Annotated in this window: 23 protein-coding genes; 13 read left to right on the top strand and 10 right to left on the bottom strand. The window is 39.3% G+C overall.

Annotated features, from left to right (window positions below):
- Window positions 1-68 precede the first annotated feature (68 nt).
- From M3P19_RS14450 to M3P19_RS14430, 5 genes are all read right to left on the bottom strand, one after another.
- Window positions 69-911, bottom strand: coding sequence for a sugar phosphate nucleotidyltransferase (locus M3P19_RS14450; protein WP_249658402.1), 843 nt, complete (start codon window positions 909-911; stop codon window positions 69-71).
- Window positions 911-1,969 carry a GHMP family kinase ATP-binding protein gene (locus tag M3P19_RS14445; protein WP_249658401.1) on the bottom strand — a complete coding sequence of 353 codons (1,059 nt, stop codon included), beginning with the start codon at window positions 1,967-1,969 and terminating at the stop codon, window positions 911-913. Before M3P19_RS14445 ends, M3P19_RS14450 begins: the two co-directional genes overlap by 1 nt.
- Window positions 1,970-1,985: 16 nt before the next feature.
- Window positions 1,986-3,374 carry a Gfo/Idh/MocA family protein gene (locus M3P19_RS14440; protein WP_249658400.1) on the bottom strand — a complete coding sequence of 463 codons (1,389 nt, stop codon included), beginning with the start codon at window positions 3,372-3,374 and terminating at the stop codon, window positions 1,986-1,988.
- 85 nt (window positions 3,375-3,459) lie between these two features.
- Window positions 3,460-4,164 carry a LytR/AlgR family response regulator transcription factor gene (locus tag M3P19_RS14435; RefSeq protein ID WP_249658399.1) on the bottom strand — a complete coding sequence of 235 codons (705 nt, stop codon included), beginning with the start codon at window positions 4,162-4,164 and terminating at the stop codon, window positions 3,460-3,462.
- A gap of 3 nt (window positions 4,165-4,167) precedes the next feature.
- A complete protein-coding gene (locus M3P19_RS14430) occupies window positions 4,168-5,166 on the bottom strand; it encodes a sensor histidine kinase (RefSeq protein WP_249658398.1) in 999 nt (332 codons plus the stop codon).
- A gap of 215 nt (window positions 5,167-5,381) precedes the next feature.
- On the opposite strand from M3P19_RS14430, the gene M3P19_RS14425 reads away from it, so the two are divergent.
- Window positions 5,382-7,754, top strand: coding sequence for a TonB-dependent receptor (locus tag M3P19_RS14425; RefSeq protein WP_249658397.1), 2,373 nt, complete (start codon window positions 5,382-5,384; stop codon window positions 7,752-7,754).
- 35 nt (window positions 7,755-7,789) lie between these two features.
- On the opposite strand, the gene M3P19_RS14420 is transcribed toward M3P19_RS14425, so the two are convergent.
- On the bottom strand, window positions 7,790-10,414 hold the full coding sequence (locus M3P19_RS14420) for a valine--tRNA ligase (protein ID WP_249658396.1): 2,625 nt from the start codon (window positions 10,412-10,414) through the stop codon (window positions 7,790-7,792).
- A 197-nt stretch (window positions 10,415-10,611) separates the two neighbouring features.
- Here M3P19_RS14420 and M3P19_RS14415 point away from each other — a divergent pair, with 197 nt between their 5' ends.
- Complete coding sequence (locus M3P19_RS14415; RefSeq protein WP_249658395.1) at window positions 10,612-11,001, top strand: DUF1573 domain-containing protein; 390 nt, start codon at window positions 10,612-10,614, stop codon at window positions 10,999-11,001.
- Between the two features lie 48 nt (window positions 11,002-11,049).
- Here the strand turns inward: M3P19_RS14415 and M3P19_RS14410 are convergent, their stop codons facing one another.
- Window positions 11,050-12,384, bottom strand: coding sequence for an aspartyl protease family protein (locus M3P19_RS14410; protein WP_249658394.1), 1,335 nt, complete (start codon window positions 12,382-12,384; stop codon window positions 11,050-11,052).
- 150 nt (window positions 12,385-12,534) lie between these two features.
- On the opposite strand from M3P19_RS14410, the gene M3P19_RS14405 reads away from it, so the two are divergent.
- The 9 genes from M3P19_RS14405 to M3P19_RS14365 all read left to right on the top strand — a co-directional run bounded on the left by M3P19_RS14405 (window position 12,535) and on the right by M3P19_RS14365 (window position 21,320).
- Window positions 12,535-13,728 carry a pyridoxal phosphate-dependent aminotransferase gene (locus M3P19_RS14405; protein WP_249658393.1) on the top strand — a complete coding sequence of 398 codons (1,194 nt, stop codon included), beginning with the start codon at window positions 12,535-12,537 and terminating at the stop codon, window positions 13,726-13,728.
- Window positions 13,725-14,741 (top strand): UDP-N-acetylmuramate dehydrogenase, encoded by a 1,017-nt coding sequence (gene murB, locus M3P19_RS14400; protein ID WP_249658392.1) that lies wholly within the window; start codon window positions 13,725-13,727, stop codon window positions 14,739-14,741. Before M3P19_RS14405 ends, murB begins: the two co-directional genes overlap by 4 nt.
- Before the next feature lie 191 nt (window positions 14,742-14,932).
- Window positions 14,933-15,499, top strand: coding sequence for an RNA polymerase sigma factor (locus M3P19_RS14395; RefSeq protein WP_249658391.1), 567 nt, complete (start codon window positions 14,933-14,935; stop codon window positions 15,497-15,499).
- Window positions 15,496-16,254, top strand: coding sequence for an anti-sigma factor (locus M3P19_RS14390; protein ID WP_249658390.1), 759 nt, complete (start codon window positions 15,496-15,498; stop codon window positions 16,252-16,254). The genes M3P19_RS14395 and M3P19_RS14390 overlap by 4 nt, the downstream gene beginning before the upstream one ends.
- 73 nt (window positions 16,255-16,327) lie before the next feature.
- Window positions 16,328-16,537: a membrane or secreted protein gene (locus M3P19_RS14385; protein ID WP_249658389.1), complete on the top strand. Its 210-nt coding sequence runs from the start codon at window positions 16,328-16,330 to the stop codon at window positions 16,535-16,537.
- 33 nt (window positions 16,538-16,570) lie between these two features.
- Complete coding sequence (locus M3P19_RS14380; protein ID WP_249658388.1) at window positions 16,571-17,131, top strand: RNA polymerase sigma factor; 561 nt, start codon at window positions 16,571-16,573, stop codon at window positions 17,129-17,131.
- A 60-nt stretch (window positions 17,132-17,191) separates the two neighbouring features.
- A complete protein-coding gene (lipA, locus tag M3P19_RS14375; RefSeq protein WP_249658387.1) occupies window positions 17,192-18,067 on the top strand; it encodes a lipoyl synthase in 876 nt (291 codons plus the stop codon).
- Between the two features lie 23 nt (window positions 18,068-18,090).
- Window positions 18,091-19,101: a type I glyceraldehyde-3-phosphate dehydrogenase gene (gene gap, locus M3P19_RS14370; protein ID WP_249658386.1), complete on the top strand. Its 1,011-nt coding sequence runs from the start codon at window positions 18,091-18,093 to the stop codon at window positions 19,099-19,101.
- 47 nt (window positions 19,102-19,148) lie between these two features.
- Complete coding sequence (locus M3P19_RS14365) at window positions 19,149-21,320, top strand: hybrid sensor histidine kinase/response regulator (RefSeq protein WP_283777956.1); 2,172 nt, start codon at window positions 19,149-19,151, stop codon at window positions 21,318-21,320.
- Here M3P19_RS14365 and lpxK read toward each other — a convergent pair.
- Complete coding sequence (gene lpxK / locus M3P19_RS14360; RefSeq protein WP_249658385.1) at window positions 21,317-22,315, bottom strand: tetraacyldisaccharide 4'-kinase; 999 nt, start codon at window positions 22,313-22,315, stop codon at window positions 21,317-21,319. The genes M3P19_RS14365 and lpxK overlap by 4 nt on opposite strands.
- A gap of 47 nt (window positions 22,316-22,362) precedes the next feature.
- On the opposite strand from lpxK, the gene M3P19_RS14355 reads away from it, so the two are divergent.
- Together M3P19_RS14355 and M3P19_RS14350 are read left to right on the top strand one after the other, a co-directional pair.
- Window positions 22,363-23,457: a Nif3-like dinuclear metal center hexameric protein gene (locus M3P19_RS14355; RefSeq protein WP_249658384.1), complete on the top strand. Its 1,095-nt coding sequence runs from the start codon at window positions 22,363-22,365 to the stop codon at window positions 23,455-23,457.
- Between the two features lie 3 nt (window positions 23,458-23,460).
- Window positions 23,461-24,240 carry a zinc ribbon domain-containing protein gene (locus tag M3P19_RS14350; RefSeq protein ID WP_249658383.1) on the top strand — a complete coding sequence of 260 codons (780 nt, stop codon included), beginning with the start codon at window positions 23,461-23,463 and terminating at the stop codon, window positions 24,238-24,240.
- A gap of 34 nt (window positions 24,241-24,274) precedes the next feature.
- On the opposite strand, the gene M3P19_RS14345 is transcribed toward M3P19_RS14350, so the two are convergent.
- Both M3P19_RS14345 and M3P19_RS14340 read right to left on the bottom strand, forming a co-directional pair.
- Window positions 24,275-25,633 (bottom strand): FAD-dependent oxidoreductase, encoded by a 1,359-nt coding sequence (locus tag M3P19_RS14345; protein WP_249658382.1) that lies wholly within the window; start codon window positions 25,631-25,633, stop codon window positions 24,275-24,277.
- A 271-nt stretch (window positions 25,634-25,904) separates the two neighbouring features.
- On the bottom strand, window positions 25,905-26,453 hold the full coding sequence (locus M3P19_RS14340) for a ClpP family protease (RefSeq protein ID WP_249658381.1): 549 nt from the start codon (window positions 26,451-26,453) through the stop codon (window positions 25,905-25,907).
- Window positions 26,454-26,730 lie beyond the last annotated feature (277 nt).

Here is a 26,730-nt window from a genome sequence, read left to right as displayed (position 1 = left end):
GTTACAGTTATTGCAACATAAATTTACAAGTAATTGAAAAACAGTTAATTAAAAAGAATAAACTAGTACTAAACCTCGAACAAACCTATGTCTTCGGCACTTGTCAAATCCGGTAATTTCTCTGACCGAGGTAAGCAAACTACGGCTTTGGCATCCTGTTGTACCAGATTACGAACTGCCTCAGGAAGTTCTTTTTCATTTCGAACTGGGTGAATTGGACAGGATTTTAGAAAGGGGTAAATATCACTCCCTAAAAAGCTAAATATGTTCATACTTACACGTAATTCACCACCAACATCACGGTAATCATTTAAACTTTCAATTCCTGGCTTCTCAACGATTTGTTTCAAAAAATCATCTTCTGAAATATCCATCAATGCGAACTTAGTCAAACGCTCATCTGTAAATCCTAGGCCGGAACCACTATAGCTGATTAAGGCGTTATTTGCTTTTCTTGGGGCTTTCAAATCATCCAATGCCCCTTCGGAGTATAGATTATCCCCATTGCAAACGGTAAACAACTTAGTCTGAAGCTCTGGATATTGCTCCATACATTGTTCTAGCGCATCTGCTGTGCCAAGCGGTTTTATTCTATTTTCAGGTATTTCCTGTATTGCAAAATGTACATTGACATCTTGATAAGAGTTATTGGAATTTTTAGTACCTACCAAATCCTTAAAACCTTCATTCTCTTTGCTGGTTATCAGGTATATTTCTTTGTATCCCGCTTTTTCAGCATTGTTGATCAAGTAATACAACAGCGTCTTTCCTTCTTTACCCAAAGGAATTAAACTTTTGTGAAGCTTCTGTGCTGCACTCTTGGTTGTCTCATCCAATTGTGCGGTTTCCAAACTTTTTTTCATGCGAGAGGATGCTCCTCCCACCATGATTACCAAACTTTCGTTGTTCATTAGGATACTTCGGTTATGTTTACTGGGTAAGCCGCTTTGGCACCACTATTCAAAAATGCTTCTATTACGTTTTGTTTTGTATGTTCCTCAACCATGGCAACCATGCATCCCCCCCCGCCAGAGCCAATGATCTTTGCACCCAATGCACCAGCAGCAATCGCAGCTTCCATCATTTGTTGCATTTCAATAGGTGTGTTTTGGATTTGGTTTTGAAGGATGGCCTGATGTTGATTCATTAAGTCACCGAGAAGTTTGGTATTTGGGTTTTTACCAGACAATTCAGTTTTAGCACATTTGGTGATATGAAAATTGAGAACTGCAGCATACCAATGTTTCAGATATTTTTCAGGGACTAAATGTTTGTATCGTTCGTAATCCGATTCGGTAGCATTCAGGATTTCAAAATCGGGATATTGTCCTTGTACAGCCTGAATAGCATTTTGCGCATAGACTCGGGCGTTTTTAAGAACGCTCAAAGTTTTTTTAGCTAAACCTGATTCTGCAACAACCAAAGTCCCTAGTTTTGGATTCAATGCTTCACTTTCACCACTTTCCGTGTCTATAAACAACAAGCCGCCTTGCGCAATACTATATTGATCCATTAACCCTCCGGGCTGATTAAAAAACAATACCTCAGCTTCATAAGCCCATTGCCCAATTTGCTTATTGTCAGGTTTACCGGGAAACTGCTGTGATTGCAACAAAAACCGAATCCACGAGACTATTAGTGCGGATGAACTAGAAAGACCGGCATTTACCGGTATAGTGCTATAAATTTCCAAATCATAACCTTGAATAAACTCCATACCATTCTTTTTAAGAATGGACATAACTGAACGGACGTAATCATTCTCTTGAATATTATCCAAGGAATCATTTAAATCGATTTTGATTCGCTTATCAAGGTCCTTCAGAAAAATATCAAAACTGGAACTGTTATTGGTTTTGGCATGAACATGAAAATACCTATCAATTGCGCCGGCAATTACAGGTAAGCCTAAATAATCTTGATGATCTCCAAAAAAGCAGATTCGTGCGGGGACGGAAATATTAATCATTAATTCGGAAGGGATACTAAGTTATAATTTCCAAAGGTTTCGTTTTTTTCCAACTTCCCCTAGTGAAATCAGGAAAATTTTGCGGTGCACCACCACTAGCCACTGACCGTTCACTTAAGGGTGCTACTGCACTCCAAAAACAACCTTCATAAACATTTTGATCCAAGGGTAGACCGTGTTGCAAGCATTCCACAATACGATACATCATGATGCCATCCATGCCGCCATGACCACTATTTTTGGTGCTTTCATTCAAACGTTGGTACAAAGGATGGTCATACTTTTCATACACTGCGGCCAATTGGTCACCTTGCGCCCAAGAATGATGATCTTTTGTTACACCTTCTACCCCACCTTCCAATGCCACTCTTGTTGGGAAGCCAGCCAACGCACCTTTGGTTCCTTGAATCAAATTTAAACGGCTATATGGTCTGGGACTTGTTTCATCCCATTGTACCATTACCGTTTTACCTAAAGTTGTTTTTATAATTGAGGTATTCAAATCGCCTCCTTTATAATCCAATTTGTTCCACTTATGGTCGGCGTCATAGTTTTTGGCAGCGTAAGATGCTCTTCCCATGGCTGGTGTGGAAAAAGAAACAATACTTGCAAAATTATCATCTGTTCGACCCAGATTCATATATTGGGCCACTGGCCCCAAACCGTGAGTTGGGTAAAGATTCCCATTTCTTTGGGCATAATGATACGTTCTCCATGAACCAGTGCCACGTTTTTGTTCTTCCATTTGAAATCGCAGTTCGTGGATATAGGCGGCTTCACCATGCAAAATATCACCAATCACACCCTGCCTACACATATTCAAAAACAACAGTTCATCGCGGCCATAATTGACATTCTCCATCATCATGCAATGCTTTTGTGTTCGTTCTGAAGCATCTACGATAGCCCACATTTCATCCACTGTCACAGCCATTGGAACTTCCACAAAGGCATGCGCTCCTTGGTTCATGGCCTCAATTGCCATGGGTGCATGATTCAACCAATTTGTAGCGATAAAAACTACGTCAGGATTAACTTCTTGTAGCATCTTCTTCCACAAATCTTCCTCACCCCAGTATTCAGCAATATTTTTGTGCCGTTCTTTAGGTGCTACCTCCCTGACCCAGGATACTTTTTGTTTGACCAAATCCTCGTATAGATCACAAATGGCCACCACTTCGGTTCCTTCTAAAGCAGCAAAGAATTTAAGATGGGTCCCACCACGTGCACCAACTCCAATAAAGGCTGCCCTTATCGTTTCCAATTTAGGTGCAGCGTGATCACCCATATAGGTTGATTGAAACGGTCGTGATGGCATTGCTGCAAACTCGTTGGGTACGAGGGCAACAGCCGCAGCGGACATCGATGTCCGCTTAATGAATTTTCTACGGTCCAGGTTTTTCATTTCCAAAGGTATGGTTGTTTCAAGAAACCAATTTACATAAGTCTTTTAATATATGGTATAGGTAAAACAGAATCGTTCATGAATGTTAATTCATGATATGGGCAAGGAATTTTTCCTTAAAAGCCCTACCAATAGGTATCTTGGAACCACCTGCTACGTGGATAAGGTTACCCACCCATTTTTCAATCAAGTCCGTATTGACGATATGGGATTTATGCACCCGTATGAAATTCTTGGTTGGCAGTGTTTCTACCCAATATCTCAACGGCTCGTTGGAAAGATGCTTATGCTCAAGTAAGAACACTTCGGTATAATCGGAATCCGCTTGTATATGGACAATATCCGTTAATTGTATTTTAATATGTTCATGACCTGATTTCAAATAAATATAGTCCTTCTCAACTTCTTGCAATTCAGCCCTATTGGTAATTTCGGCAGGGGCGGAAGTTACAGGTACTTTGGCAACCGCTTTCAAGAACCGTTGGAATGAAAATGGTTTTAAGAGATAGTCCACAACATTCAAGTCATAACTTTCCAAAGCATATTCAGAAAATGCGGTGGTCAATATTACATGTGGCGCGTTGGGTAATGATTTCAGAAAGTCCAATCCGGTGATCTTAGGTAGATGAATGTCCAAAAACATTAAATCGGTTGGCTGTGTCTTTAGGAATTCCATGGCTTGTAATGCATCGGAAAAAACACCAATCAATTCTACAGCGTCTACATCATCGATAAACTTTTTTAGGATGCGCTGCGCTGGTGGTTGATCTTCTATAATTATGCACTTCATAGGCTAAGCTGTCTCCAATTGCATAGAAAGTGAAACCATATACTGCTTTCCCTTGTCTAAAATTTTCAACTTATGTTTTCCTGGATACAACAGTTCCAATCTTTTACGTACGTTTTGAAGTCCAATTCCGGCCGCAACTGCTTGCATTTGTTCTGAAGGTTCAAAATTGTTTATGCAGGTAAACTGGATTTCATTTCCTTTTTGGGTCAATTCAATCTCAATCTCAATATTGGATGATTGTCCAGATTGACTATGTTTAAATGCATTTTCAATAAAAACAATCAAAATCAAAGGAGCAATTTTATAACCTGATTGGATTTTACCCAGTTTAAAACTAACATTTCCCCGTTCCTCAATCTGCATTTTATAGAGCTTGATAAAATTACCCAATTGCTCTGCCTCCTTCTTCAATGGAACGAATTTTTCCTTGCATTCATAAAGCATATATCGCAATACCCCACTCATTTCCAATATAATCTCCGGTGTTTTAGGGGAGCTTTCGAGGGCATACGAGTAGAGATTATTCAAATTATTAAACAAAAAGTGGGGGTTTATCTGTGAACGTAAAAACTGAAGTTCGCTTTCTTCCACCACACTTTTTAATTCGTCAATTTGTTTCTGTTTTTGAAGTGCATCCCAAGCAAATTTGAAGCCTGCCAAAATTGCAACTACCGGAATTACCCCAAACATGGCCCAATTTAGCCCTGGCCATATTTGCGCTCTATCCGTTCCTGCAAAGAAAATAGGTTCTAAAACCATTTCTTGGAACAGAATAGTCCCAGTAAGCACAAGTAAAACACCTATGAAAAATTTCCAATGCTTCTTTTGGTATAAAAACTTTGGCATTAAATAATAGGAAATGATAGCTGTCCAAACGCTATAATTGAGGAAAAAGGCAATTTCAAAACCTTCAATACCTGGGTGCTTTCTGTCGTAGATATTGAACAGAAACACCAAGACATGTAGTACAATTTGAAAAATAAGCTCTTTTCGTTGAATCAAAACGCCTGATTTAGAGCCGCAAAGCTATCCATCGTAAGGTAAGAAAAGAAAAGGATTGCTGCCAACAACCAATTAAACACTGTAAACAACAAGATTGTAAAAAATCAAAAAAGAATGTCGGTGGCGGGCCAATGTTGGTTGTTCGCAGATTATCCGCATAAACTGTGTGTATGCTTTGCATCTTTGGGGTATTAATCAAATCACGAGTAATCCAGATGAACTACAAACTAATTTTCTTTAGCCTTTTATTGGCCTTTTTCCATTCCACATTGTCAGCACAACAAGGCAGTGTGTTTATTGGCAAGGTGGTGGACAAGGGTAGCGGAGAGCCTGTAGCCTATGCCACAGTAATGGCAGCAGACAGTGAAACGCAGCAGGGCATAACAGGCACTACGACATTGGAAGACGGTACCTTCTTGTTGGAAACCACTGCGAATGGCTTCTACCTGGAAGTGAGCTTTATAGGATATCAGAAAAAAATTATCAGACCAGATAACAATTCATCAGGCCGCACGGAATTAGGCGTGATTGAAATACAAGAAGATGCCCAACAATTGGAGGAAGTGGTAGTAGAAGGAGAGGTTTCGCAGACCGTTTTTAAGTTGGATAAACGCGTGTTCAATGTTGGAAAGGATTTAAGCAGCACTGGCGCAAGTGCGTTGGAAGTGCTGAATAACGTACCAAGTGTCAATGTAAATATCGAAGGGCAAATAAGCCTACGTGGAAGTCAAGGCGTACAGGTATTGATAAACGGAAAGCCTTCTATCATTACGAGTGATGAAAGTAATGCGCTTGGCACCCTGACTGCCGATATGATCGATAGAGTGGAGGTAATTACCAATCCTTCTGCCAAGTATGATGCTGAAGGAACTTCCGGGATAATAAATATTGTGATTAAAAAAGAGGAGCGTCGTGGAATGAATGGGTCGGTGTCGGTGAATACTGGCGCTCCCAATAATCACAGTGTTGGTGTAAGCCTAAATCGAAGAACTGAAAAATTCAATTTGTTCACACAACTCGGTGCAGGGTATAGAGAAGGCCCAAATGAAGTTGAGACCCGAAACACGGATTTAGTCAACAATACCACAATCCTATCCTTTGGAGACCAATTTAGAAATGAAACTTTTTACAATTTTGTTTTAGGCACGGATTATTATATCAATCCTTCTAGTATTATCACGCTTTCTGGAAACTTTTCTATGGAAATTGAAGACCAGCCCTCAACAACGAATTTTACTTCCCTTGAAGGCACCAATACCATAACCTCCGAATGGGAACGTACTGAAATCACTGAAGCTACAAATCCAAAGTTTAGGTATGAATTCCAATACAAAAAGGAGTTTGAGGAAAATGAAGATCATAACCTACTTTTCAGTGCATTGGGTAACTTTTTTGGCAAAGACCAGTCTTCTGAATTTTTTGACAATACCCTTTCCGGTGCCAACAATGATGACTCACAGTTGACCCGTACAGATTTCAAGGAAGCGCTATTTACATTCAAGTTGGATTACAGCCGCCCCTTTACCGAGGAATTCTCGATGGAAACAGGTGCCCAGTATGTCATTAATGATGTAAGCAATGATTTTGAGGTTCAAAACTTTGAAAATGGTGGATTTGTCACAGACCCAGGTTTGACCAATAATTTTGAATTTGACCAAAAGGTTCTGGGTATTTACGGCACTGGTGCCTACGAAGGAAAAACTTGGGGTGTAAAGGCCGGACTCCGATTGGAACGCACCAATTTGGCAACGTTACTAACCAATACCAATGAATCCAACAACCAAGATTATTCCAATTTGTTCCCCAGCGTTCATACTTCCTACAAATTCTCTGAAAAGGTTTCTTTGCAAGCAGGGTATTCCAAACGAATCTATAGACCCCGTTTATGGGATTTGAATCCATTTTTTAATATTCGAAACAACTTCAATATAAGACAAGGTAATCCAGATTTGATGCCTCAGTTCACTGATTCCTATGAGATGACCAGTATTTTTTTAATTGGCAAAACATCATTGAATTTAGGTGTGTACCATAGGTTTACCACAGATATCATTGAACGTGTTTCTACATTTGAAAACAATGTGACTACCACACGACCGGAAAACATTGGCACCAACAAAACGACTGGTATTGAATTCAACACCAAATATAGGCCGGCTAACTGGCTGACCTTAAATGCCGATTTCAATTATTTTAGGTTCAATAGGGAAGGTTCGTTTGAGGAAACCGTATTTGATTTCAATGCAGACCGTTGGACAGCAAAATTGATGACTAAGGTAAAATTACCTGCGGACTTTGATATGGAATTCACTGGAAACTACCGTTCAAAATACCGAACATTCCAAGGCGAAAACAATTCCATAGCCTTTTTGGATATGGGACTTCGTAAAAAAATCATGAAAGGCAAGGCCATCCTTAACTTAAGCATCAGGGATGTGTTTGCATCACGTATTTGGGAAAACCAGATTGCACAACAAGATTTTGAAGTATATAGCCAAAGGTTAAGAGGCAGGTTTGTGGCGTTTGGATTTAGCTACGGCTTTGGAAAAGGTGAGGCTATGCAATACGGTGGTGGAAGAAGGAGGTAATTGGAAGTCCCCCATCCAATTCCTCCTGCACCATATTAGTTTAAACTTGCCAAGCTTTTTTCCAAAGTCTCTATTTTGGCCTCTGCATCAGCCGCTTTCTTTTTTTCCATGGCAACCACCTTTTCAGGGGCATTGTTTACAAAGCGTTCGTTGCTTAGTTTTTTCTGAACGGATTGCAAGAAACCACGGGTGTAAGTCAACTCTTCTGTGAGTTTCTTTACTTCTGCTTCAATATCTATTGCCCCTCCCATTGGAATAAAATACTCATTGCTTTTCACCCTAAAACTCAAAGCACCATCCATACCGGAATCAACATTACCCAATTGGGAAATGTTTCCCAACTTAACTATAATGCTGTCCATTTGATTAGAAGATTTTTCACTATTCAACCTAGATAGTTCCAGGGCCTCTTTTTGAGGGATGTTCTTTTCTTTTCGAATCGTACGTATCCCCGAAATTACCTCAGCGGCAAAATCAAAATCTGCTATTAGGTTCTCATCAAATTCGCTAACTGTGGGCCAGTTGGATACAATCAATGCATTTTTTGGAGTTCGCTCTGCCATATGTTGCCAGACTTCCTCAGTCAAAAATGGCATAAATGGATGCAATAACTTCAAATTCTCTTCGAACAAGTGGATAACCTCCTTGTATGTTTGACTATCAATAGGTTTTTGGTAGGCTGGTTTTACAATCTCCAACAACCAAGAGCAGAAATCGTCCCAAACCAATTTGTAAATGGCCATTAGCGCATCGGAAATTCGATACTTGGAAAAATGGTCTTCAATCTCGGTCAATGTTTGATTAAACTTAGCCGTATACCATTCAATCCCAATTCTTGATGCTTCAGGCTGTTCCATATCGGCAACTTCCCAACCTTTTACCAATCGGAAGGCATTCCATATTTTATTGGCAAAATTCTTTCCTTGCTGACAAAGTGCTTCATCAAACATTAAATCATTTCCTGCAGCAGAACTCAAAAGTAATCCTACTCGTACACCATCAGCTCCAAAATCCTTGATTAGTTTAAGTGCATCTGGGGAGTTACCTAATTGTTTGGACATTTTTCTGCGTTGCTTATCGCGCACCAAACCGGTCAAGTAAACATTCTCAAAAGGTCGTTTATCTTGATACTCATAGCCAGATATGATCATCCGCGCAACCCAGAAAAACAGGATGTCCGGACCCGTAACCAAGTCGCTGGTTGGATAATAGTAATTGATTTCTTCATTTTCAGGTTCCAAAATGCCTCCAAAAACACTTATGGGCCATAACCAGGAAGAAAACCATGTATCCAACACATCTGAATCCTGTCTTAAATCTGATGCTTGGATTCCCGGATTTTTTGCCTTTGCTTTCTCAAGTGCCTCTTCTTTGGATTCCGCTACCACAAAATCCTCCTTTCCATCGCCATAATAGTATGCCGGGATTTGCTGGCCCCACCATAATTGTCGGGAAATATTCCAATCTCGTATATTCTCCATCCAATGGCGATACGTATTCTCAAATTTCTTCGGATACAACTTGATATCACCTGTCTTTAACACACCTTCAATGGCAGGTTTGGCCAAATCCTCCATTTTGAGGAACCATTGGTCTGACAACCTAGGCTCAATTACAGCCTTGGTGCGTTCAGAAGTACCAACCTTATTAGGGTGCTGCTCGGTTTTTACCAAGAATCCGTTTTCTTCAAGTTCCTTGACAATTTCCTTGCGAACCACGAATCTATCTTTGCCTTGGTAATGCAAACCATAGGAGTTTAAGGTAGCATCCTCGTTGAAGATATCGATTACTTCAAGTTTGTGCTTATCGCCTAGATTCTTATCATTTTCATCATGTGCGGGAGTAACCTTCAAACATCCGGTACCGAACTCAATATCCACATATTCATCCTCTATGATCGGTATCACACGGTTACATATAGGTACGATAACTTTTTTACCTCTTAAATGGTGATATCTCTCATCATTTGGGTTGATGCAAACCGCCGTATCACCCAGTATAGTCTCTGGACGTGTCGTGGCTATGGTTACCTTTTCATCTGACCCTTCTATTTGATACGCCAAGTAGTATAAATTACCTTGACGCTCCTCATAGATCACCTCCTCATCGGAAAGCGTGGTTTTAGCTTGCGGATCCCAGTTTACCATGCGATATCCACGGTAAATCATGCCTTTTTCGTATAAATCCACGAAAACTTTGATCACAGAAGCCGACATATCGTCATCCATAGTGAACTTGGTGCGCTCCCAATCACAAGAACAACCTAATTTTTTCAATTGTTGAAGGATTACACCCCCATATTCGTTGGTCCAATCCCAAGCATGTTTCAAGAATTCATCGCGCGTCAAATTCGCCTTCTCTATTCCTTCATCCTTCAATTTGGCCACTACTTTTGCTTCAGTAGCAATTGAAGCATGATCCATCCCTGGAACCCAACATGCATTTTTACCTAAAAGCCTGGCTCTTCGGATCAAAACATCCTGTATAGTGTTATTGAGCATATGCCCCATATGAAGTACCCCAGTGACATTTGGCGGCGGAATTACGATGGTATATGGTTCCCTTTCATCTGGTTTTGAGCTAAAATAATCATGCTTCATCCAGTGGGCATACCACTGTTCCTCTACCCTATTGGGCTCATATTTTGATGGAATTTCCATTTTTCGGTATAGTTTTTGACTTTATTGGAATCGGATTGGGATTTTGAAGGAGAGTCGCAATGTTAATTTAACGCTATTCTTCGGCTGAGAGCCAATCTCGAAATACGAAACAAAAATAAGTAACGTTATTACATAACAAAAGAATTTTGGAAGCAGGTGATAAAACTTCTACTTTTGAAATTCACCCAAAACTAGAAATGATGAAAAAAACTGTACTCATGTTATTTGTAGGGCTTTTATCCTTAGGGATTTATGCCCAAGACGCTACAGCTAAAATTGAGTTTAAGAGCGAGACCATAGATTATGGTGAAATTGAAAAAGGTAGTGACGGTGTTCGTGTATTTGAATTCACCAACACTGGTTCAGTACCATTGGTAATTAGTAATGTTAAGTCCAGCTGCGGGTGTACAATCCCAAAAAAACCAGAAGATCCCATCTTACCTGGTAAAACGGGACAGATTCAAGTGAAGTACGATACCAAAAGAGTTGGACCTATTAGAAAGGCAATTACGGTTACTTCCAATGCTGACACACCTACTAAAGTCCTAAAAATCAAAGGAACTGTCAAAGCAGATGGTGCTAAATAAGAATAAAACAATATAGAAGAAAGCCCCGTTTATCGGGGCATTTTTATTTTAATCAAATACCTTTTTCAGAACAAACGAGAAATGCATGTCCTGATTAAACCGCTCTATCATCACACGCACCCGTTTTCCTTCCCTTTCATTTAGCATTTTGAGAACTTCCTGTAACTTGTAACGGTGAATCTTTTTACCATTTACAGCCAAAATCACATCCCCTTCCTGTAATCCAGCTTCTGCCGCAGGGCTACCTGCCCTGATACCAGAAACGATTATCTCGGGTACCAAACTGAGCCTAGTCTTGTTTTCCAATAGTATTTGAACATTACCAAATGTACTATCGTCATTACGCACTACACCAGTGAAATCGGCTATGCTCTCGGCAATATAACGAAGGCCGTTATGTTGCAAAGCAATACCTGCAAGGTTGTATTGGAAAGGATCCCTAAAGTTGGCATTTTTTTTAAGCGTAACCTGTCCTCGTTGGTAGTCAAAAATGATATTGAATCGCTTTAAAATTTCACCTCCTACGCTTCCATTCCGGTCTCCAAGATTCTTGATATAGCCAAATGATTCACGATACGGGAATGCTGCCTTGGCATCTTTCAATTCAAAATCCCCGATTTTAATACCCCTAACTTTTGTGCGTTTGCCGAATATGTTACCGCTTAACCCACGACCTAAATAATCTTCGTAGTTTTTTTCGGGAATATCCAGTCCTTTTTCGGGTTGATGAAAAAGCCATAAAGCATCACTACTTCCAGTATCAACCAAAAGTTTTACTGGCACGTTTTCTTCATCCTTCATCAATACAGTACCTTCCACATAAGCTTTTCGTTTTTCAATGGTGATAGGTAAAGTTTGCGCTTTCTTGCTACTTGGCTGTTTATAAAGTGCTGGGTTATGAAGTTTAATGTTTTGTGCCGCATAATTTACTTCCACCACAAAATCCCGAAACAAATCGTATCCTAATATGCCGTGAACAGGAATTCCCAAAGAGGTGGAAAAATTAATTTCCTTATCCAAGACCACATAAAGATCTTGATTGTAGTTTTTCGCGTCTCCCAATTTGAAGGCATTACCTATGGAACTCAGTGCTTTCATTGGTTCGCCGTCTCCTAGACCGCGGATGGTGACCTCAGATACATTGTTAATCTGAATGGAATCTTTGTCGGATAGGTTGAAAAGGATAGGTTTACTCACCCCGGAGTCCAATACAAAAGTTAACTTGGAACCGTTTATTTCCAAAGGAAGCACAATAAGATTATTGATCATTTCGAAGTTGATTTTCTCAAACTTCTTATCCTTGGGCAATTTAAATCCTTGCGCCGAAATCATGTTTGGCACAAACATTAAAAGAAATGCAAAAAGAAGGAGATTTTTCTTCAATTTCCTAGCTTATTGGGGGTTATATCTATTAAATATACATAATTATGTAGGACAACTCCAGTATTTTAACATTACGCTAACCCGGTAAATATTGTGGGAAGTAGTTGTATGCCACTATTGGTTTTCTCATTTTTGCGTAAAATTTAAAGCATGCCAAGTATTTCCAAAAAAGGATTGCAAATGCCTCCTTCTCCTATCCGAAAGTTAGTCCCATATGCGGAAGCGGCAAAGAAAAGAGGTACCCATGTCATCCATTTAAATATAGGTCAGCCAGATATTAAGACCCCTGATATTGCTCTTGATGCGGTTCGTAATCATAATATTGAGGTTCTTGCGTATAGCATGACGGAAGGGTCAGAAACTTACCGTCAAAAAATTGCTAACTATTATGCAAAGAATGACATTTCGGTAAATTCCAGTGACATTATAGTGACTACCGGGGGTTCTGAAGCTCTATCATTCGTTATGGGTTCCATTATGGATGGTGACGACGAAATCATAATTCCTGAACCGTTCTATGCAAATTACAATGGATTTGCAACCGCGGCCGGGGTGAAAGTCGTACCAATTGTTTCTTCGATTGAAGACAATTTTGCCCTTCCACCTATCGCAGAATTTGAAAAATTGATCACGCCTAATACCAAAGCCATTCTGATTTGCAATCCAGGTAACCCTACGGGGTATTTATACAGCAAGGAAGAAATTCAGCAATTGGCCAACTTGGTGAAAAAGCATGATTTATTCCTCATTGCAGACGAGGTGTACCGTGAATTTACCTATGATGGTCGCGAGCACTATTCCGTACTGCAGGAAACTGGCTTGGAAAACCATGCTATTATGGTGGATTCAGTTTCCAAACGCTATAGCATGTGTGGTGCACGAATTGGTTGTTTGGTATCCAAAAACAAGGAGGTCATCCAAACTGCGCTAAAATTTGCCCAGGCAAGGCTATCTCCCCCAACCTTTGCACAAATTGCAAGTGAGGCAGCCTTGGAAACACCAGATTCCTATTTTAATGAGGTAATTTCCGAATACGTGGAACGTAGGGATATCTTGGTTTCAGAGTTACAAAAAATTGAAGGTGTCAAGGTGGCAGTTCCGCAGGGAGCTTTCTACTGTGTGGTAGAGTTACCAGTTGCCAATTCTGATGATTTTGCACAATGGCTTTTAGAGCATTTTGAAGTAAATGGTAAAACCGTGATGGTGGCACCTGCAGCTGGATTCTATGCAACACCTGGATTGGGAACCAATCAAATCCGGATAGCCTATGTTTTGAACAAAGAGGAACTAGTACAGGCTGTTCAAATACTTGGTGAGGCACTGAAAACCTATCACAATTCGTGAATATCCAAGAGAACATATCATTAAAACATTACAATACCTTTGGTATTGATGTGATAGCTAAATCTTTTGTAGAAATCAATGGACTTGCGCAATTGCAACGTGTCTTGGAACTGAAGGCCTATCCGAATAAATTTATTTTAAGTGGTGGTAGTAATGTATTACTGACTCAAGATATTGATGCCCTGGTCATGCACATTAATTTAAAGGGTATTTCTGTTGTTGAAGAAACCGATGAGCATGTCTATGTTAAAGTAATGGCAGGAGAAAACTGGCATGAGTTTGTTCTTTGGACCCTGGCACAGGATTATGGTGGAATCGAGAACCTTTCCTTGATACCAGGAAATGTTGGCACCGCACCTATTCAAAATATTGGCGCTTACGGTGTTGAATTAAAAGATGTTTTTGTGAGCTGCGCAGCTATGAACATGGAATCCATGGAATTAGAGGCATTTGACCTCGATAGCTGTAATTTTGGATATCGGGATTCTTTTTTCAAAAATGAAGGAAAAGGAAAGTACATTATTACTTCAGTTATCCTCAAGCTTTCCAAAATCAATCATCAATTGAATACGGGTTATGGTGTCATTGAAGAGGAGTTGAAGCGGAAAGGGGTAATTTACCCAACAATACAAGATATCTCAGAAGCTGTCATAGTCATAAGGCAAAGTAAATTGCCAAACCCAAAGGAGATTGGAAATAGTGGAAGTTTCTTTAAAAATCCAGTGGTTTCTAAAAAAACGTTTGAAAAATTCCACAAAAAGAATCCAGATGCTCCTTACTACGAAGTAGATAAAAACCAATTCAAAATACCAGCTGGTTGGTTAATTCAGCAATGTGGTTACAAAGGGAAGCGCTTTGGGGATGCCGGCGTACATGAAAAACAAGCCTTGGTGTTGGTAAATTATGGAAATGCCTCAGGTAGCGAAATCCTTGAATTGGCGGAAAAAATCCAGACAGAAGTTTCCAAAACCTTCAAAATCCAAATAACTCCAGAAGTCAATATCATAAAATAACCCCTGCATTGCATCAATTACAGGGGTTATACCAAACCAAACTAACCAAAATTGTTTTTACTTAATGAAGTGTATGCTAATTTCTTTTATTTAACGTAGTTGAAAATCGATTTTCCAACGTATCGTTGTTCTATATACGAGATAAACCTTATTTTAGATTTTTACCCCCAAAGATTTACTCAACAGCCTGAATGAGCACATTGATTGAGAGACATATCGTTACCCTACTTGCGGAAAAGGACGACAAAGCAATTTCTTTACTGTATGACAACTACGGCGACACACTATTTGGTGTGGCCCATAAAGTAGTCAAGGACGAGGATTTGGCCCAGGATGTCCTGCAGGAGAGCTTCGTGAAAATCTGGAAAAAAGCCGACACCTACGACCCTTCAAAAGCAAAATTGTTCACTTGGCTATTCCGAATTACGCGTAATACGGCAATTGACAAATTACGTAGTGTTAATAATAAAGCCAATAAGGAAGTCCAAATCGACGTTTCTGACGTATATAACCTAGGAGTAAGTGGCATTAGGCCAGAAATTATGGATGTCCAAGAGAATTTGGACAAGATAGAAGACAAGTATAGAATAGTGTTGGAAGCCTTATTTTTTGAGGGCATGACACAGCAGGAAGCAAGCGAGGAACTTGAAATTCCATTAGGAACAATTAAGTCCAGATTAAAAATTGGTTTGCGTGAACTTGGTAAAATTTATGGTACATCCATGGCACTTGTGCTCCTAATAAATTTATTGTCATGAAAGAAAAAGTACAACGATTTCTCGATTCAGATATATTGGAAAAATACCTTTTGGAGGAAACTTCAAAAGAGGATACGCTCAAAACTGAGCGTTATATAGCCATGTACCCTCAAGTTCGAGATGCCTATAATGAGCTTCAAACCAATCTGGAAGCCTTCGCTAAGCTGTACGCCAGACAAACTCCAGAAGGTTTAAAAGAAATCATTTTGCATAGTGCTAAAAAGGAAAAAGCCACCAATCGTAGGTTCTTCCACTATGGTATTGCAGCAAGTGTTGTTATTATGATGTTTGCAAGCGCTTCCTACTTTTTCTGGAATCAGAACCAAAATCTTCAAAAAGAGAACACTTTGGTGACCAATCAAATCAAGTATCTTGAAGAAAACATGAAGAATCAACTGGAAGATGTAAGAAACCAGTTTATTGTTCTTAATAATCCAGCGACCAAAAGGTACAACCTTAGAGGTAAGAAAGAAGGCAAGGAATTAAAGGCAATTGCCTATATCAACCCGGTAAAAAAATTATCCTACATCAATGTTAGCAATGTCCCTGAACTGCCAGAAAACAAATGTTTTCAAATGTGGGCTGAAGTAAACGGGGAATTGGTGAATCTAGGTGTTATTAAGGAGTTTGAAGACAAGGACAAACTTTTGGCCCTTCCGTATGCAGACAATGCCGTAGGTTATATTACCATTGAACCAGAAGGCGGCAATTCCGCACCTACCGTGAAGAATATTGTTGCCAATATCAACTATTAGACAACTCATTAATTTAAGCTAACACTATCTAGCTTTACAAGGGTATTTTGTACCTTTGCACAAAAGTTGGAACATGAAGTTAGCACTGTTGACCATTGGTTTATTGGGACTCGCATTCGCAGGAATCGCAATTAAAATATGGTCCAAAAAAGACGGTAAATTCGCAGGAACCTGTGCAAGCCAAAATCCGTACTTGAATCAGGAAGGTGAAGCTTGTGGGTTTTGTGGAAAATTACCAAGTGAGCAGGACTGCAAAAGGGATTCAGTTACAGAATTACAATAGTTTGATAACCTTCAAGGTTAAATCTCAATATTTTTGAATAAAACGGAGCAATCCATCCTAGAAAACATCCAAAAGGCCAAAGACGGAAGTCAAATTGCCTTTAGTTCTTTACTGGATATGTTTTGGAATGAAGTCTATGCTTTTCAAATGGCTCGTACCAAGAACGAAAATGATGCAGAAGACATTACGATTCGAACATTCTCCAAGGCTTTTGATAAAATAGACACCTATGACGAGTCCTATGAATTCAAAACATGGTTGATTACCATTTCCAAAAACCTTCATGTAGATCTTATTCGTAAAAGAAAGCGAAGTCTGCTAGATGAAATGGACAATCACGGAGATGAGGTGAAAAAAGTATTGGATGAATCCCCATCTGTAGAAGATCAGCTCATTACTGAGCAAAACTTGGCCAATTTACTTCGTGATATAAAAAAGCTAAAACCACACTACCAAAGGGTCATCAATCTCCGCTATTTCAACGAATTAAGCTATGCCGACATTGCTAAGGAATTGAACGAACCCGTTAATAACATCAAGGTAAAACTACTTCGTGCCAAAAAACTTCTAGCAGAAATCATTCAAAAGAACTAGGACTTACCACCTAAATTGTTTCCCGCCCAGTTCGTATCTTTGCACTTCAATTTTTTGCTTATGAGCACAGTGACCCAGGAAAATGTTCTACCTCCAAAAGGCAAACCAAAATGGTTAAGGGTAAAACTCCCTACGGGTAAGAAGTATACCCAGTTACGTGGCTTGGTCGATAAATATGACCTGCACACCATTTGTACTTCAGGAAGTTGCCCTAATATGGGCGAATGTTGGGGTGAGGGAACGGCCACCTTTATGATTTTAGGCAATATTTGCACACGTTCTTGTGGTTTTTGTGGCGTAAAGACAGGGCGTCCTGAAACTGTGAATTGGGCAGAACCTGAAAAAGTTGCCAGATCTATAAAGATCATGAACATCAAACATGCGGTTCTTACCTCTGTTGACAGGGATGATTTAAAGGATATGGGTTCAATTATATGGGCAGAAACAGTAAAGGCGGTTCGCCGAATGAACGCCGAAACCACCATGGAAACACTAATTCCGGATTTTCAAGGGATTGAAAAGCACCTTGATCGTATTCTTGCAGTCGCACCAGAGGTTATTTCGCACAACATGGAAACGGTAAAGCGATTGACAAGGGAAGTGCGAATCCAAGCAAAATATGAACGTAGCCTTGGTGTATTGGACTACTTAAAGAAAAACGGCGCCAGCAGAACGAAATCGGGAATAATGCTCGGTTTGGGCGAACGCGAAGACGAAGTTATCCAAACTTTAAAAGACCTACGCAATGCCAATGTTGATGTGGTGACCATAGGACAGTACCTTCAACCATCAAAAAAACACCTACCCGTAAAGGAGTTTATACTTCCAGAGCAATTTAAAAAATACGAAGAAATAGGACTGGAATTGGGCTTTAGACATGTAGAGAGCGGAGCTTTGGTTCGTTCTTCTTACAAGGCTCACAAACACATCCACTAATTGCTAAACCCAATTATTAGGTTATGAAGCATATCAATATTGGTATTAACGGCTTTGGACGTATTGGAAGAACTCTTTTTAGACTTGCTCAAGACCATCCAAGTATCAATGTGGTTGCCATAAACGATGTCACCGATGCCAATACCCTGGCCCATCTGTTAAAATATGACAGTATCCATGGTGTTATGTCCGCCGATATTGCGGCAGAAGGGGATGCAATAATGGTCAATGGAAAGTCATGCAAAGTTCTTAACCATTCACATCCCAAAGAAATCAATTGGGCCCAATTCAAGGTGGATATTGTTATAGAGGCCTCAGGTAAATTCAAGGAACGAGAGGACTTGGAATACCATATTGAAAACGGCGCCAAAAAAGTCATCTTGTCAGTTCCTCCGGTGGATGAAAGCATAAAAATGGTTGTTTTAGGCGTAAATGAAGGTATAATAACCGCTGAGGACGATATCATTTCCAACGCGTCCTGCACTACGAACAATGCCGCCCCAATGATTAAGGTAATCAACGAGCTATGTGGAATTGACCAAGCTTATATTACCACGGTGCATTCCTATACGTCTGACCAGAGTCTTCATGACAGACCTCATCGGGATTTGAGAAGATCTAGAGCGGCAAGTCAATCCATTATTCCAACCACCACTGGTGCCGCAAAGGCATTGACCCACATATTCCCTGATTTATCGGAAGTTATAGGGGGTTGTGGCATTCGTGTTCCAGTACCCAATGGATCATTGACCGATATCACATTTAATGTGAAAAAAGAGACTTCAATTGAGGAAATAAACAGTACTTTTAAACATTACGCCGATAACGAACTTAAAAATATACTGCATTTCACCGAAGACCCCATTGTTTCCATCGATATAAACAATAGTTATCACTCTTGTACGTTTGATTCTTTGATGACCTCCGTTATTGGCAAAATGGTGAAAATTATCGGATGGTATGACAATGAAACTGGATATTGTTCCAGAATTATTGATTTAATAGCTTTGTTTATTAAGAAGAATTACGTTTGACCTCGAATCTGATATACAAACATCTTGGTATTGTAAGATGCTTCATTTTGTGCATATTCCTTTGCACACAGCTTTCTTTTGGTCAAAATGATATTAGCTCCACTGAAAAAGTTCAATCAATTTTTGATGAATTTACTACCTATAGGCATCAAAACAAGATTGATAAGGCGCTCGAAACCTTAGACCAAGCTGCTGAAATTGCAGAAAACAACGAAGATGCCAAACTCCTACTAGACACTTATCACCAATATGCACGTCTATTCTTGGAGGAAGGAGATAGGGAGACCACCATATTTTATTGGGATAGGGCCAGTATCCTGCTTAAAGAGCTCTCTTATTCGTATGGACAGGCGTTTCACAATTATCTTGATGCAGCTTTGCGCTATGATGAAGGCAATAACTTCCAATCGTTAAAACTACTGGAAGAATCAAGAAAATTGAGCAACAATAGAAATCTTGGAAACAATATTCTATTACTGGAGGCTTATATTTTCACTAATATTGAAAAATATGACGATGCCATTAAAAACCTCCATGCACTTATTGTTAATTCCGATGATAAGGAGCGTCCATATCTAGCTACAAAAGCCAATCTCCAATTGGCCAAAATAAGTGTAGAGCTTAATGATTTACAGGAAGGTGTCATTCATTCCCAAGCCGCACTGGAACTTGCAGAAAAACACGGACACTTCAAAGAAGTAAAAGCGGCCAATCTGAGTCTTTCCAATATTTATGAAAGGACTGGGGAGTATAGCCAAGCGCTGAGCTACACAAAAGCCTTGGAACAAATCAGGGATTCTATTTTCAATATTGAAAAAGTACAACTGGAGACAAAAACCGCTGATAAGATTCGGTTTGAGCATCAAATGACCGAAATCAACAAGCTTACGGCTAAGAATGAAGAGTTGAGCGAATCCAAAAACCGTTCAGAAATAACCGCAATTCTAACGTCAGCCTTTTTAACGATAATCTCTTTGTTGGCAGTTTCATTGTTTCGAAACAATCAAATAAAATTAAAGACGAACGACCTCTTGTACACCAAAAACAAGGAGTTGGAGTTGGCAAGGGATTCTGCAGTATCTGCGATGGAAGCAAAAACCAACTTCCTATCTACAGTGACCCATGAATTACGTACACCACTTTATGCTGTTACAGGTCTAACCCACCTATTGTTAGAGGAAAATCCGGCCGAACATCAAAAGGAACATCTTAAATCATTAAAGTTCTCAGGGGACTATCTACTTAATTTCATCAATGATATTCTTCAAATCAATAAAATTGATGCGGATAAGCTGGAACCCTTGAACATCGAGTTCAAGTTACAGAAGGTCTTGGCAGATGTGGTGGATTCACTTCAGCAAAACGCCAATGAAAACAATACGAAATTGGTGTTGGACTATGACCCGAATATTCCACAACAGCTTTTGGGTGACCCTATCAAAATTTCCCAGATTTTCATGAATTTAGTGGGTAATGCATTGAAGTTCACCAAGGATGGAAAAGTTGAAGTAATTGCAAAAATGCTTCGAATGGAAGATGACGAAGTAAAACTTTACTTTGAAGTCAAAGACAACGGAATTGGTATTTCCGAAGATCAGCAGAAGAACATCTTTGATAGCTTTGAACAGGGATCTATACAAATCAACAGGGAATACGGCGGTACAGGATTAGGACTGACCATCGTGAAAAGTCTTTTAGGACTGTTTGGCAGCAAAATACATTTGGAAAGTGAATTGGGACATGGTAGCTCCTTTTTCTTTGAATTGGATTTAAAATGCGACAATACCACTGTTGATGAAGTGACTTTCGAATTGAATCCAGAGGAATTTGACTTTAAGGGCCTACATGTTTTAATTGTAGAAGACAATAAAATCAACCAGGTGATCACCAAGAAAATGCTCACGAAAAAAGAGATTACCTGTGATATTGCGAACAATGGTAACGAAGCCATTGATCTAGCCAAGACAAATACCTATAATGCCATTTTGATGGATATCCACATGCCAGGTATTAGTGGTGAGGAGGCAACTAGACAAATCCGCAAATTTGATCAAGAAATTCCAATTATTGCTTTGACCGCAATTTCACTTGATGACAGTTTGGACAGTTTCTATGAGGCAGGCTGCAATGATGTTGTCACAAAGCCATTTAAACCTGAGGTGTTCTATCAGAAAATTGGAGAAAATATTTTCCGTAAAAAGATGGAAGGCTTAGTTTAAAAAACGGATTCCAGCGTTTCTTTCAATACACTTTTGTCCTTTTCGGAAAACTTGTGGGCCACTTCCAAATAATACAATGAATCCACCTTACCATTAAGTCTTACAAAATCTTTTTCGGTAGTAATTACCACATCAAATCCATTTATCCGTTTAAGTTCCGTAGCCGTAAAATGGTGATGATCACTGAACTCTAAATGCTCAAAGTTGAGGTTCAAAGCCGCTAAATGTTGAATAAAGGGTTCGGGAGAGGCAATTCCAGTAACCACAGCGATTTGCTTATCCTGAAAAAGTATGTCATCCACAGTTTGCCCCAAATCGTCCTTAAATTTTTCCGCATAGTCCAAACTAGTGAAAAGTACTTTTTGATGGATTTTTGGCTTTATTTGCCTTGTAATAGCGACCTTGTCTTCTTCCGAAAGATTTGTTGGACATTTGGTCACAATAATCAGCTGGGCACGTCTAGCCTCCCTCTTGGAATCCCTGAGGTTCCCGGTGGGTAAATACCAATCTCTAGGATAAAGGCAAGCATAAGACGTTAATAGTATTGAAAGATGTGGATTGACTTTTCGATGTTGAAAAGCATCGTCCAGTAAAATAACCGCTGGCTTTATCAGCTGTTCCAATTGGGCAATACCATTCAACCGATTTGCATCAACAGCAATTGATTTAGTTGGGAATTTCTGTTGAATTTGATACGGTTCATCACCTAAATCCAAAACTGTTGATTCTTCATTACCCAACTGAAATCCTACTGATTTCCGTTTGTACCCCCTACTTAACATGGCTAGTTTTCTGGTTTCCAATAATCGTATGACATATTCAATCATTGGAGTCTTTCCAGTCCCACCAACACTCAGGTTTCCTATGCAAATAGTAGGCGTATTTGGGGTTTTTGACTTAAAAACACCAATGTCATAGAAGTAATTCCGAACAGTTATGATTAATAAATAAATCAAGGAAAACGGAAACGCTATTTTCCGAAGAAGTTGAAGCATAAGGCGAAAATATAATATTTTATCTTTAGCACATTAAGATAAGCAGTATGACCGTAAAAGAAATTGCGAGTGTTTTGGAAGAGTTGGCACCCCTGGCACATGCAGAGGATTTTGACAATGTAGGATTGTTGGTTGGTGACCCCAATCAAAAGGTTTCAGGAGTATTAGTGACCTTGGATACCCTGGAATCCGTGGTAGATGAAGCCATTGAAAAGAACTGTAATCTCATTGTAAGTTTTCATCCTATAATATTTAAAGGTTTAAAGAAAATTACGGGAAGAAACTATGTTGAGCGTGTAGTGCTTAAGGCCATTGCCAATAATATATCCATCTATAGTATGCATACTGCATTGGACAATAGCAATTTGGGGGTCAATGCCAAGATATGCGAGGTTTTGGGTATTCAAAATCCAAAAATCTTGATCCCGAAGCATGGAACAATCAAAAAACTGACTACATATGCCCCATTAAAACAAGCAGAGGCCATCAAAAAGGCACTGTTTAATGCTGGAGCTGGCAGTATTGGAAATTACAGTGATTGTAGTTTTGGAACTGAGGGTAGAGGAAGTTTCAAACCAGGGGAAGGAACAAATCCCAACACCGGAAAAGTTGGTGAACTACATTACGAGAGGGAAGAGCAAATTCATGTTATTTATTCCTTTGAGAAGGAAAAGAAAATACTTCAAGCTTTGTTCCAAGCACATCCTTATGAAGAGGTTGCCTACGAAATCAACACGCTGGAAAACCCAAATCAAGACATTGGTATGGGCATGATAGGGATGTTGGAAACTGCCATAGATGAAAAAGAATTCCTGAAACAAGTAAAACAACGAATGAAAGCTTCTGTGGTACGCCATTCGCAATTACTGGATAAAAAAGTGAACAAAGTAGCAGTTCTAGGAGGTAGTGGCGCCTTTGCCATTGCTGCCGCGAAAGCAGCCGGAGCCAATGTTTTTATTACTTCAGACATTAAATACCACGAATTTTTCCAAGCTGAAAACCAAATGGTAATTGCAGATATCGGGCACTTTGAAACTGAGCAGTTTACAAAAGATTTATTGGTTGATTATCTTATCAAAAAAATTCCTAATTTTGCAATCTCTTTATCGGAGAGCATTACAAATCCCATCAAGTATTTATAATATATGGCGAATAAAAGTGAAAACACCGTGGAAGAAAAGTTAAGAGCTTTATATGATCTACAACTTATCGATTCCAGGGTTGATGAAATACGCAATGTAAGGGGTGAACTTCCTTTGGAAGTACAGGACTTGGAAGACGAGGTATTAGGTCTAAAAACAAGGATAGACAAACTAAAAACCGATGTTGAGACCGTAAATTTTGAAATTGCGGCAAAGAAGAACCTTATTGAGGAGTCCAAAACCCTTATCAAAAAATACAACGAACAACAAAAAAACGTTCGTAACAGCCGTGAATTCAACTCCCTAAGTAAGGAAATTGAATTTCAGGAGTTGGAAATCCAATTGGCTGAAAAAAACATAAAGGAATTCAAAGCTCAAATTGAGCAAAAGAAAGAGGTTGTTTCAGAAACCAAGGAAAAGCTTTCTGAAAGAGAAGGTCACCTTAAGCATAAGAAAGGTGAATTGGATGCTATTTTAGCTGAAACCGAAAAAGAAGAAAAAGCACTTCTTAAGAAATCCGAAGAGTTTGAAGAGAAAATTGAGGACAGATTAATTCAAGCTTACAAGAGAATCCGTCACAATGTAAAAAATGGTCTAGCCGTGGTTCCTGTTGAAAGAGGCGCTTCCGGTGGTTCCTTCTTTACAATTCCTCCACAAGTACAGGTTGAAATCGCTTCAAGAAAGAAGATCATAACCGATGAACACAGTGGTAGAATTTTGGTTGATCCTTTGTTGGCTGAAGAAGAACAAGCAAGAATGCAAGAAATGTTTGCCAAAATCTAGTTTTGGTTCACCATACAAATCAAAAAACCACCTTTTAGGTGGTTTTTTTTGTTTTTAAAAGGGATATGATTTTCTCTGCTACCAAATCGGAATCCCAATTTTCCTCAATATTGGGCAGTTCCATTACCTCACGCATAATCCGTTCCTGTTCATCACCAATAGCTAAAGCTTCGGCATAAGGTCTATCAGAAAATGTAACCCTACTATAAACTGGAATCCATTTATCGGGATGTTTTGATGCAAAATGCTTTTCTATCTTTTTTTGAAGTAAAAATTTGGAATCAGCCGTTTTACTGCTCATTTCCTTGAAGTTGCGATAACTTAATTCCGCAATGGCATCAGCATTGGGTTTACGGGATTTCTGATAGGCAGAAAAAATGGAATCCCAGTCGTCTCCATACGTTTCCATCAATTCGTCAAGGACATATATATCTTCAAAACCTGCATTCATACCTTGGCCATAAAAAGGTACTATGGCATGGGCAGAATCACCAACTAAAGCTACCTTGTTCCAATACGTCCATGGATAACATTTCATCGTAACCATTGCACTGGTAGGATTTTTAAAGAAATCCTCCGTGAGATTTTCTATTTCCTTCCTAACATTTGGAAAATAGGACTTAAAGAAAGCCTTCGCTTCTTTTGTTGTTGTAATATTTTCGAAAGATACCTCTCCCTCAAATGGCAGAAATAAAGTACATGTAAAGCTCCCATCAATATTGGGCATAGCAATCAACATGAATTTTCCTCTTGGCCAAATATGAAACGAATTATTATCCAGTTTATGGGTTCCGTCTTCATTCGGTGGAATCGTTAGTTCCTTATAACCCACATCAATAAAATCCTGTGAATAATCGAATCGGCTGCGTCTTTGCATCTTATGCCTTACCCTTGAAAATGCGCCATCACAACCAAAAATCAAATCATATTGATATTCTTTCCAAACACTTTTTTCTGATTCTCCCGTGAAAATTTTGGCTTCAGGTAGATCAACATCCCAAACCTTTTCATTAAAACGAAAAACTGCTCCTTCGTTTTCGGCTAAATCAATCATCCTTCTATTTAAAACCCCTCTCGAGATTGACCAAATAGCCTCACCCTCCTTACCGTATTTTTGAAAATACACCGGTTTATTATTGACATGCATTGCGCGCTTATCAAGCGGAATGGCAATTTCCCTTATGGCATCACCCAGTCCAACTTTTTCCAAGGATTTCCATCCCCTATTACTCATTGCCAAGTTGATAGATCGTCCAGAGAAGTGAACAGTCCGAATATCCGGTCGTCTGTCAAAAACAGTGACAGCATGGCCTTTCTTTTTTAAGTAAATCGCTAACAAGGAGCCCACCAATCCAGAACCGATGATGGCTATATTTTTTGAAGTTTGTTCCATATGCCCGCGGGCGAAATCAGGTTAGTCTATAAAAGTACGGAAAATAGGCTGCATTTTTAGCGACAACATGCCCGTAAAGGGGTTTCAAATATCCGCTCAAGTCCTAAAATTCCGTTAAAAATGAAACTTTAGTAGAAATAATTAAAGTACCTGTAAACTTTTGGCATCAAACTTGACGTATATAAAACAAATATCCCGCCTCGGCGTCTATATATAAAAAAGTCCTTCACAATTTATTGCGAAGGACTTTTTCCTTTTGGTGTCTTGCAGCTTATTCTAATATGCCATCCACAATACCGTAAGCCACTGATTCTTCAGCGCCCATCCAATAATCACGATCAAAATCTTTCATGACCTTGTCAAAATCCTGACCACAGTTATCCGCCAAGATTTTCGCTCCAAGTTCCTTGGTCTTAATGATTTCCTTGGCTTGGATTTCAATATTGGAGGCCTGACCTTGTGCTCCACCACTTGGTTGGTGGATCATAACACGTGCATGCGGTTGAATAAAACGTCTTCCCTTTTCACCCACGGACAACAAAATGGACCCCATTGAAGCCGCCAAACCGGAACAAACCGTTGAAACTGGACTTTTTATCTGTTTGATGGTATCATAAATAGCAAAACCAGAGGTTACATAACCCCCTGGGCTATTAATAATCAATTGAATTTCGTTATTACTTTGAAGATCCAAAAACAATAGTCGATCTATAACGTGTTTTGCTGAATCATCATCAACCATACCCCATAAAAACACCTTGCGTTCGTCCAATAACTTTTCTTGGATCAATTCGTGAACTTTTCCTTTTTTTGAACTCATTTGTTATTTATTGAAAGTTTCAAAATTAATCAAATTAAAGGTAATCCTTTTGCCTTAAAATTGCGTTTAAATCCGCTCTGAATATGGAGCCGGATCCGCAGCAAAAAGTCGAGATGCGTTGCTTAGCAGGAAAACCCGACACTTAAACGTCAAAAACAGCAATTCAACTTACTGTTTTACAGTCATCTATGTTTTTTTCACCTTATCGATGAATGGGTAATACAACGATTTATGTGATAGCTATATCGTGTAACTTTTCGTTAAAATCCATTCCGTT

Source organism: Flagellimonas spongiicola, assembly GCF_023502425.1.
Classification (GTDB): Bacteria; Bacteroidota; Bacteroidia; order Flavobacteriales; family Flavobacteriaceae; genus Flagellimonas; species Flagellimonas spongiicola.
This window is presented reverse-complemented; position numbering and strand designations above follow the sequence as displayed.